Below are 9,110 nucleotides of genomic sequence, written 5' to 3'. Positions count from 1 at the left end.
GACCGCGCCCGGCGACACGGCGTCCAGTGACACCCCGCCCGGCGACACGGCGGCCGGTGACACCGCGTCCGGTGACACCGCGTCCGGTGAGGGGGTGTCCGGTGGGGCGGTGTCCGGTGACACCGCGCCCGGGAGGACGCTGTCCGGGGACGCGGCGGCCGGTGACACCGCGCCCGGCGATGCGGCGTCCGGTGATACCGCGTCCGGTGGGGCGGTGTCCGGGGGCACCGGGGCCGGTGGGCGGGCCGGGGGTGCGGTGGTCCGGGGGCGGGCGGGGGGTGCGGCGGCGGGTGCGGTCAGCTGACGGGCGCCGGGTGCTGCGGGGTGCGCAGGTCCTCGAGTTCGCCGTGGACGAAGGCTCCTCTGCCTTCGGTGATGTCCACCGCGGCGAGTACCGAGGGCACCACGACGCTGGGCAGTACGTGGCGCAGCAGGGCGGTGACCCGGTGGGGGAGGTCCTGGTAGTTGGACATGGCCTGGGACATGGCCTGCACGCCGGCGAAGGCGCCCACCAGGACGTCGGCGGTCTCGGCGGGCACGATGTGCGGCATCAGCTCGCCCTGGTCCTGGGCCTGTTGGAGCAGGGCGATACCGACATCGCTCCAGCGCAGGAACGGGCCGCTGCGGTCCAGTCCCTGGGCCTGCTGGTCGAGTGCGAGGCGTACCCCGGCCCGTACCAGGGGGTCGGTGCGCAGGCGGTAGGCGTGCAGGACCACGGTGTCCACCAGCTGCTGGACCTTGCAGGCGCGCAGCGGGATGGGCAGGTCGTGGTCCTGCTCGTGGATCACGCCTTCGGCCAGGTCCTCCTTGGAGGGGAAGTGGAAGTACAGGGCGCCCTTGGTCACCCCGGCGGTGATGAGGATCTCGCTGATCGTCGCGGCCTGGTAGCCGCGCTCCTCGAAGACCTTGGCCGCCGCCGTCAGGATCGTCTGCCGGGTACGGATCGCCCGGTCCTGCTTCACCAATTCCCGGCCTCCTTCTCGTCGATGAGCCCGGAGACCCAATAAAAAACCGTCCAGTTCGTACATTACAGGGGGTTGTGTTTCGAGCAGCACCCCCGGATGTACTGGATTCAATGAACCGCGCAGAGACCGCGGCGGGAGAAGGGCAGGACCGGGCGTGCGGGACGACGGGGCCGCGGACGCGGCAGACACGGCAGGCACGTCAGACGCCGCGGGCGGGACGGGCGGCGGGGACGGCGCGGGTGCTGCGGGGGCTGTGGTCGGCGGGGGAGGGGTGGGCGGGGTGATTCTGGTGACGGGGGCCACGGGGACGGTGGGTGGGGAGGTGGTGCGCCGGCTTCCGGCCGGTGTGCGCCTGCGTCTGATGGCCAGGGATCCCGCGAAGGTCACCCATGCGCCGCCGGGGGCCGAGATCGTCGCCGGCGATTACGGGCAACCGCTGTCGCTGGCCCGGGCCCTGACGGGGGTGCACACCGCGTTCTTGGTGACCACCCGCCCCGGCGGCGGCGACGACGCGGCGTTCGTGGCCGCCGCGCGGCAGGCCGGTGTGCGGCGGCTGGTGAAACTGTCCGCGGCGGCGGTCCTCGACCGGGGGGCCGACGACTTCATCACCCGCTGGCAGCGCGCGGGCGAGGAACAGGTGCGCGGCTGCGGTCTTCAGTGGACGCTGCTGCGTCCGCGGGCGTTCATGTCCAACGCCCTGGCCTGGGCGGCCTCGGTGCGCGCCGAGCGCACCGTGCGCGCCCTGTACCCGGCCTCGCCCAACGCCTGTGTGGATCCCCGCGACGTCGCGGAGGTCGCGGTGCGGGCCCTGACCGAGGAAGGGCACGCCGGGCGCGCCTACACCCTGACCGGCCCGCAGGCACTGACCGCGGCCGCTCAGAGCGAGCAGCTCGGCCGTCTCCTCGGGGTCCGGCTGCGCCTGGTGGAACTGAGTCCCGCCCAGGCCCGCGCCGCCTGGGCCGAACGCTATCCGCAGCCGGTCGCCGAGGCGCTCCTGCACAGCGCCGAGCGGCAGCGGGCGGGCGCCAAGGCCCGGGTGGAGGACACCGTGCGCGCGGTGACGGGCCGTTCGCCCCGTACCTTCGCCCAGTGGGCCGAGGATCATCTCGCAGCCTTCGCCCCGGCCGGGCAGCAGCCCGCCGCGCCCGCCGCCGGCCGCCTCACGCACCCGGTGCGCCAGGTACGGCCGGGCAGCGACGGCCGCCCCGGCCGCCCCGGCCCCGCGTGAGCCGGCCACCGCCCCCGCGGGACGCGCGCCCGGCGCACCGCACCCGCACCCCGCCCGCCGGGACGGCGTCCCCCAGGACACCGCCCGCTGGAGCACGGCCCGCTGGAGCACGGCCGGTTGGAGCACGGCCGGTTGGTGCACGGCCGGTTGGTGCACGGCCGGCTGGAGCACGGCCGGTTGGAGCGCTGTGCGCCGGGGTGCGGTCTGCGGGGGCGCCGGGCGCCGGTGCGTTGGCCGCGGGGCCGGTTCGCGGGGGTGCTGTCGGGCGGGGGCGTGTCCTGGGGTGGTGTGCGCGGTGTCGGCGGGCGGGGGTCATTCGGCGGGCGGCGCCATGGTGACGGTGGAGCGGAAGACCGGGGTGCCGGCCTGCCGGGCGCTCACCAGGACGCTCTCCTCGCCGTCGGGGCGCGGCGGGGCGGTGCGGTGCGCCTCGACGGTGCAGGGCGTGTCGAGCTCGACGTAGCGCAGGAACTGGCTGGTGATGCCGAGCGGCAGGCAGGCGCGGCCCAGTGTGGCGGCCGTGGCCTGGCGGGCGGCTTCGAGCAGCACCATGCCGGGCACGTGGTCGACGGGGTGGTCGAAGAGCACGGGGTGGCGGGTGTCCACCCGCAGCTGCCAGCTGCCGGGCCGGCCGGCGGGGGACAGGACGACGTCCACCGGCGACATCCGCCCGACGCTCTGCGGGGGTTCCGGTGCGGTCAGGGCCAGCACCCGGGGCCGTCCGTCCTGCGTCGGCCGGGCCTCGCGCAGCCGCCGGTAGACGGCCGGCGCGACACAGGTGAACGAGCCGCCCCCGGTCGCGGCGAGGTGGCCGTCGCGGTAGATCTCCACCGTGATGCGGCAGCCGGTCAGGGCGCCGCCGCGGCGCCTTCTCACCTGTGAGCACGTCACGTCGACGTCCAGCGAGGCCGGCGTCAGGGCGACCCGCACGTGGGCGGGGCGCACCTGCACGTCGAGGTCCTCCACCAGCAGGTGGTGGCCCAGCGGCACCCCGAACTCGGCGTGCGCCAGCAGGATTCCGGTCTGCCGGATCGTCTCGGCGGCGATCAGCGGATCGTGGCAGCCGTCCACGGCGGCGAAGAAGCTGTGCCCGCGGGGCCACTGGGCGGCGACGGTGAAGCGGGAGTCGTCCACCCGCGCCCAGTCGGTGAGCAGGACCTCGGCGACGCTGGCGCGGTGGACGAACTCCTTGGGCACGGTGGTGGTCAGGGACGGCGGGAGGGCGTCCCCGGCGCCCATGGGCACGGCCGCGCCGGCCTGTGTGTGTGCTGCGCCGGATATCGCGCGGTGTATACGGAACGCGCTCGCAGACATAGCTCCCCCTGAGCCGCCTCGGCCTTGAATTCCGAGGGGCAGCCCCCTCGGGAAAACGAAGATACATACCAGCCGGTTTACTTTCCACCGGGAAGGCGCAGCTCCGCTCGCACGATAAATGGAGTGATGTATTCCCGGATTTTCAAGTGATCATCTGCTGAACCGCGAGGGCCCGAGAGCTGCGGGTCTTGCGGGCCGTGTTCTCCTTGGCCCGCGGCCCGCCGGCCGCACGGTGCGGCGTCGGCGGGCCGGCCCCGTGCCGTAACTCGAGCGATCCCAAAGCCGTTCTTGAGCGGCCGGGCGGGCCGGGCCCGGGCCGCGGGAAAGAATAAGGAAGATCCCTTGAACACCGGGCGGTCCTGAACTCCTCATCCGCGGCGGGCACTTCGCCCCTCCGTCCCCCCCCCGGGGTGAGGCATTTCGCCCCGGGCGGTCACAACGGGGGCCGTGATCCGTCAGGGAGGTGAGGACACATGAGGACACACCGAAGAGCGGATCACGCTCCGCCTCGAGGAGGAAACCGTGGGATCACGCATACCCAACCCCGTCACCCTCGTCCCCGAACTGGCAGAGGTGGCAGGCGCGTTGCGCAAGGCCGGCGCGAACGGGTCGGTACCGCAGACCACGATCGGCCTGATCCACCTGCGCACCGGCCAGCTCCTCGGCAACACCTACGCGGCGCTGCGCAACGCGGCCGCGCTGCATGAGGCGGGGGAGTCGCAGGAGCGGATCGCCGCCGTGGCCACCTGGTGGGACGCCCCGTACTTCACCGACGCCGAGCGGGCCGCACTGGAACTGGCGGAGGCCGTGCTCCAGCCGAGCACCTGGGGCGAGCGCGTCTCCGACGAGCTGTACACGGAAGTCGCCCGGCACTACGACGACATGGCGATCGCCACGCTGGCCCTCGTCATCGGACAGGCCGGTTTCTGGGGGGCGTTCGCCCTCATCGGCAAACCGGTGCCCGGCGTGGGACCGGCCGAGCAGTGGACCTGACCCCCGCCGGCCCGCCGGCCCGCCCGCCCGCCCGCCGGCCCGCCCGCCGGCCGGCCGCGCCCCTGCGCCCCGGGCGGCCGGCGCCCGCCGTCCCGGGTGCAGGGGCGCGGCGCGCGCGCCCGGTCCGCGCCGTGTGCCCGGGGGTGAGGGCTCCCGCCGCCGGGGCTCCCGCCGCCGGGGCTCCCGCCGCCGGGGCGGCCGGAGCCGGCGGGGCCGGAGCCGGCGGGGCCGGAGCCGGCGGGGCCGGAGTCGGCGGGGCCTGACGCGGCGGGGCAGGGCCGCAGCCCCGTCCACCCGTGCCCGGGACGGCCCGGCGCCCGCCCGTCGGTCGCAGCCCGCCCGCCCCGGCCCGCTCCGGCCTGCCTCGGCCCGCCCCGCTCCGGCCTGCCTCGGCCCGCTCCGGCCTGCCTCGGCCCGCTCCGGCCTGCCTCGGCCCGTCGCGGCTCGCCCTGCTCCGGCCCGGCCGGGACGCTGCGCGTACTGCGCCTCCTGCGCCCACTGCGCGTGCCCGGATGCCCGGATGCCCGGGTGTGCGGATGCCCGGGTGTGCGGGTGTGCGGGTGTTTCCGCCGCCGGGGCGGCGGGCGTCTGCCGCCCCGACGGCGCGGCGTACTTGACCCGCACCCGTGTGTGCCCGGGGCGGCACAACGGGCCCGGGGCGGCGGGCCGTTCCTGTCCGTCCCCGGCTCCGGCTGTCAGGCGGGCCCCGGGGCCCTGGCGCGGGCGGGGGCGGGGGGCCGGCGGGTTTGGGCGGTGGCCGCTGTCGGGGGCCGGTGTTCCCGGCCGCCGGCCGTGACGCTCCTGCCGCTGCCGGGCGGGCCGCCGCGGGTGCGGGTGCGGGTGTGGTGGGTGGGTGTGCGTCGTGCGGTGTGTTCTGCGTGCCGTGCCGGGGCGGGGTGCACGGCGCGCTGCACGGGGCGGGGGCGGTTCATGCGGGGTGGGGGGCGCCGAACCAGCGGTGCAGGGACTCGGTGAGGGTGTCGGGGTCGTCGCCCGCCCAGGCGATGTAGCCGTCGGGGCGCACCAGCAGTGCCGCGGCCCCGCCGAAGTCCTCGGGGGAGGCGGGGGTGCCGGTGACGGAGGTGACCCGGTCCTTCCAGCCGGCCGCGACCGCCCGCAGGGCGGGCGTGTCGCGCAGGTCGAGCAGGACGCCCAGCGCCGGGTGCAGCAGTTCGGGGGTGCGTAACCGTCCGCTCTCGGTGGCCAGCGGGCGCGGCGGCAGCCGGCGGCCGGCGAGCGGGTGGGCGCCGGCGCCCGGGTCGTAGCGGATGTCGAGGTGGCTGACCGCGCCCGCCAGATGCCGCCGGACCTCCTCGACGCTGAGCAGTTCGGCGTACAGGTCGCGCAGTGCCTGGGACTCCTCGCCGCCGAACAGGGCCATTCCCTGGGCGCGGGTGTTCGACAGCAGCCGGGCGCCCACCGGGTGGCGTTCGCCGTGGTAGGTGTCCAGCAGGTCGTCGGGCGCCGTGCCGCGGACGGTGGCGGCGAGTTTCCAGCCCAGGTTGACCGCGTCCTGCACGCCGGTGCTCATGCCCTGGCCGCCCGCCGGGAGATGGATGTGGGCGGCGTCCCCGGCGAGCAGCACCCGGCCCTGCCGGTAGTGGGCGGCCTGGCGGGTGGCGTCGGTGAAGGAACTGACCCACAGGGCCTCGCCGCCGGAGATGTCCTCACCGGTCACCCGCTGCCAGATCGCGGCGACCTCGTCGAAGCCGGGCGTCTCGCTGTGGCCGGCCAGGGTGGTGTCGTACGCGGACAAGATGATGCGGGCCACCCCGTCGGGCATGGGGAAGACCTGCACCAGGCCGTCCGGCAGCCGCTCGCCGAGCGGGCGCAGGCGCACCCCGGATCCGGCCACGTCGGCGAGGTACATCAGCTGGGAGCCCGAGGTGCCGGGGAAGTCGATCCCCGCGGCCTTGCGCACCGGGCTGTGCGCGCCGTCCGCGCCCACCAGGAACAGGCCGCGCAGCCGCCGCTGTTCGCCGGCGGGGGTGGCCACGGTGACGGTGACGCCGTCCTCGTCCTGCTCCAGGGCGAGGAACTCCAGGCCGCGGCGGATGTCGGCGCCCAGTTCGCCCGCCCACTGCTCCAGCACCGCCTCCGTCTGGGACTGCGGGATGCCGCGGGCCCCGAAGTTCGCGTCCTCCAGGACGGTGTAGTCGAAGGGGACCCCGCCGAAGTGGCCCATCGCACTGGTCTCCAGGCCGCCGAAGCGGGGCACGAGACCGCGCTGGTCGAACGACTCCAGGGCGCGGGTGGTGAAGCCGAGGGCACGCGACTGGCCGGTGGGCCGCTCCAGGGCCTCGGCGACGATGACGCTCGCCCCGCCCAGGCGCAGTTCCCCGGCCAGCATCAGACCGGTGGGACCGCCCCCGACGACGATGACGTCCGCATCAAGCTTGCTGTCCATGTGAGTCCTCTCCTCGTGCACGTCGGCACGGCGTTGTCACGTTCGCGTGGCTCGGATGTCGGGTGTCGTCCTCGAGGGTCGCGGAGGGGCCGGCGGCCCCGCACCGTGCGCGCGGGCCGCGGGCCGTCCCGGGGGCGGCAGACGCGGGCGCCCGGCCTGCCTCGGCGAGGCCGGAACGGGGCGGGCGGGAGAGAAGACCGCCGGCGCCGTCCGCGCCGTCCGCGCCGTTCACGCCGTCTGCGGTCCCGCCGCACCCTGCCTCATGATCCGCCCCGGACCTCAAAGCGGACTCAGGTCTTCCTGGAGACACCCCACGACCCCACCCACGACCCCACGACCCCACCCACGCCCCCGCACCCCCGCCCTCTGGACCGGCCTCCGCACCCGGCCCGGGGTGTTCCGGCGCTCGAACTCCCGCTTCCCGCCCCCGGGCTCCCGCTTCCCGCCGCCGGTCCGCCGCTCCCCGCACGCGCACGGCGTTCCGCCGGGGACGCGCACGGGCCGTCCGGCCGTGCCCGCACCGGCCGGACGGCCCCCGGCGCGGCCCGCCGCAATCCGCCCCTCCCCGCCGCGCACCCGCCGTGCATCCGCCACCCCCGTCGGGCACCCGCCGCGCACCCGCCGTGCATCCGCCACCCCCGTCGGGCACCCGCCGCGCGCCCGCCGTGTAGTGGGGCGGCGGCGGTGCTGCCGCCTCCGCGCGCAGCAGACCGATAGGTATATTTCGCCGGGACGAGGGGGGGGTGTGCCGTGGCCGGATCCAGGTGCCGGCGCAGGGAACCCCGTCCCGTCCCGCGGGTCTCACGCGCGACGGATGCGCATATTTCCAGCCGCACCGATCCGGACTTCCGGTGGCTCCTTGTTTTCGCTGCTCTGTGCGCCACATAAGCGGAACTCCAGCCTCACCCTGCGGTTTCTCCTGGCCGGGAAGGGGTGGGGTGAACGCCAGTTTGATATGCGGCTGGCCGGTTCCCGCCGCTCGGGCGGGGTGATGCCCGTCCTGTATTGACAAACCGACTGTGCTGTTTTTTTATCGGGGGTGTTCGATTGACAAGCAGAGCACCGGGCCCCTCGGCGGCGGTATTCGTGCCGCCCGGGAGCTGCGGTCTGTGGCTGGCCTGGACTCATGGGGGAGTTTGTGGACATCGAAGTGCTGGGTGCGTTGTCGGTCCGGGAGAACGGGGTGTCGGTCGTACCGACCGCCCCGAAACCCAGGCAGGTCCTGGCTTTGCTGGCGCTGAACGCCGGCCAGGTCGTTCCCGTGTCGGCGCTGGTGGAAGAGCTGTGGGGGGTGGTGCCGCCGCGCAGCGCCCGCACCACCCTGCAGACGTACGTGCTGCAGCTGCGCGAGCTGATCGGCAGCGCCCTGGCGCGCGGCGGCGACGAGCGGTGCACGGCCAAGGACGTCCTGGCCACCGTCCCCGGCGGATACCGGCTGGTGGTGCGGTCCGGAACCGTGGACTTCCGCGAGTTCGAGCGGCGCGCCGGCGCGGGATACCGGGCGATGGACGCCGAGGACTACGCCGGCGGGGCACGGCTGCTGGCCGACGCCCTGTCGCTGTGGCGCGGACCCGCGCTGGCCGACGTGCAGGCGGGCACGCGCATCGAGATGGAAGGACGCCGCCTGGAAGAGGCACGGCTGTGCGCCCTGGACCAGCGGATCGAGGCCGACCTGCGGCTGGGACGCCACCGCGAACTGCTGCCGGAACTGACGGTGATGGTCAACCAGTACCGCATGCACGAGAGCGTGCACGGCCAGTTCATGCTGGCCCTGCACCGCTCGGGACGGCGCAGCGAGGCACTCGACGTCTACCAGCGGCTGCGCGCGACACTGGTGTCGGAACTGGGCCTGGAACCCTCCGCGGCGCTCAGCCGCCTGCAGCGCTCGATCCTGATGGCACGCGCGGAGACACCGCCCGCGGGCCCGGACACCGCGGAACGCCGGCTGGTCGCCCGCACTCCCTGACCCGCCGGCCCCGGTCCGGGCCCCGGTCCGGGGCCGCCTCGCCCCGGCCGCACCCCGCACCGGGCCGGCAGGCTGCACGCCCCCGCCGCGCGCAGCCCGGCCGCCGCCCGCCCCGCGGGCCACGGGCCGCTCCGGCCTCAGCTGGTGTAGAGGTCGTAGGTGGGGGTGTGGTGGGGGTCGGCGATGATGTCGAGGCGGGGGTCGACGGTGAGGATGGCCTGGTGCATGCGTTGGAGT

The 9,110-nt window shown here is 75.5% G+C and carries 6 protein-coding genes and 1 pseudogene; 4 read left to right on the top strand and 3 right to left on the bottom strand.

Annotated elements, in window-relative coordinates; all coding sequences use genetic code 11:
* Nucleotides 1-304 (top strand): annotated as a pseudogene (locus ACIRPU_RS33650) (hypothetical protein); the annotation flags it as partial.
* Here the strand turns inward: ACIRPU_RS33650 and ACIRPU_RS33645 are convergent.
* Complete coding sequence (locus ACIRPU_RS33645; protein WP_403874184.1) at nt 297-965, bottom strand: ScbR family autoregulator-binding transcription factor; 669 nt, start codon at nt 963-965, stop codon at nt 297-299. The pseudogene ACIRPU_RS33650 and the gene ACIRPU_RS33645 overlap by 8 nt on opposite strands.
* A 280-nt stretch (nt 966-1,245) precedes the next feature.
* Here ACIRPU_RS33645 and ACIRPU_RS33640 point away from each other — a divergent pair, with 280 nt between their 5' ends.
* Complete coding sequence (locus ACIRPU_RS33640) at nt 1,246-2,193, top strand: NAD(P)H-binding protein (protein WP_403874182.1); 948 nt, start codon at nt 1,246-1,248, stop codon at nt 2,191-2,193.
* 312 nt (nt 2,194-2,505) lie between these two features.
* On the opposite strand, the gene ACIRPU_RS33635 is transcribed toward ACIRPU_RS33640, so the two are convergent.
* Complete coding sequence (locus ACIRPU_RS33635) at nt 2,506-3,507, bottom strand: ScbA/BarX family gamma-butyrolactone biosynthesis protein (protein ID WP_403874180.1); 1,002 nt, start codon at nt 3,505-3,507, stop codon at nt 2,506-2,508.
* 522 nt (nt 3,508-4,029) lie between these two features.
* Here ACIRPU_RS33635 and ACIRPU_RS33630 point away from each other — a divergent pair.
* Nucleotides 4,030-4,500 carry a carboxymuconolactone decarboxylase family protein gene (locus ACIRPU_RS33630; protein WP_403874178.1) on the top strand — a complete coding sequence of 157 codons (471 nt, stop codon included), beginning with the start codon at nt 4,030-4,032 and terminating at the stop codon, nt 4,498-4,500.
* 928 nt (nt 4,501-5,428) lie between these two features.
* On the opposite strand, the gene ACIRPU_RS33625 is transcribed toward ACIRPU_RS33630, so the two are convergent.
* On the bottom strand, nt 5,429-6,907 hold the full coding sequence (locus ACIRPU_RS33625; RefSeq protein ID WP_403874175.1) for an FAD-dependent monooxygenase: 1,479 nt from the start codon (nt 6,905-6,907) through the stop codon (nt 5,429-5,431).
* A 1,138-nt stretch (nt 6,908-8,045) separates the two neighbouring features.
* Here ACIRPU_RS33625 and ACIRPU_RS33620 point away from each other — a divergent pair.
* A complete protein-coding gene (locus tag ACIRPU_RS33620) occupies nt 8,046-8,873 on the top strand; it encodes an AfsR/SARP family transcriptional regulator (protein WP_355710611.1) in 828 nt (275 codons plus the stop codon).
* Nucleotides 8,874-9,110: the final 237 nt, after the last annotated feature.

The sequence above is a fragment of the Streptomyces sp. NPDC102259 genome, assembly GCF_044766465.1.
In the GTDB taxonomy this organism is placed as follows: domain Bacteria; phylum Actinomycetota; class Actinomycetes; order Streptomycetales; family Streptomycetaceae; genus Streptomyces.
This window is presented reverse-complemented; position numbering and strand designations above follow the sequence as displayed.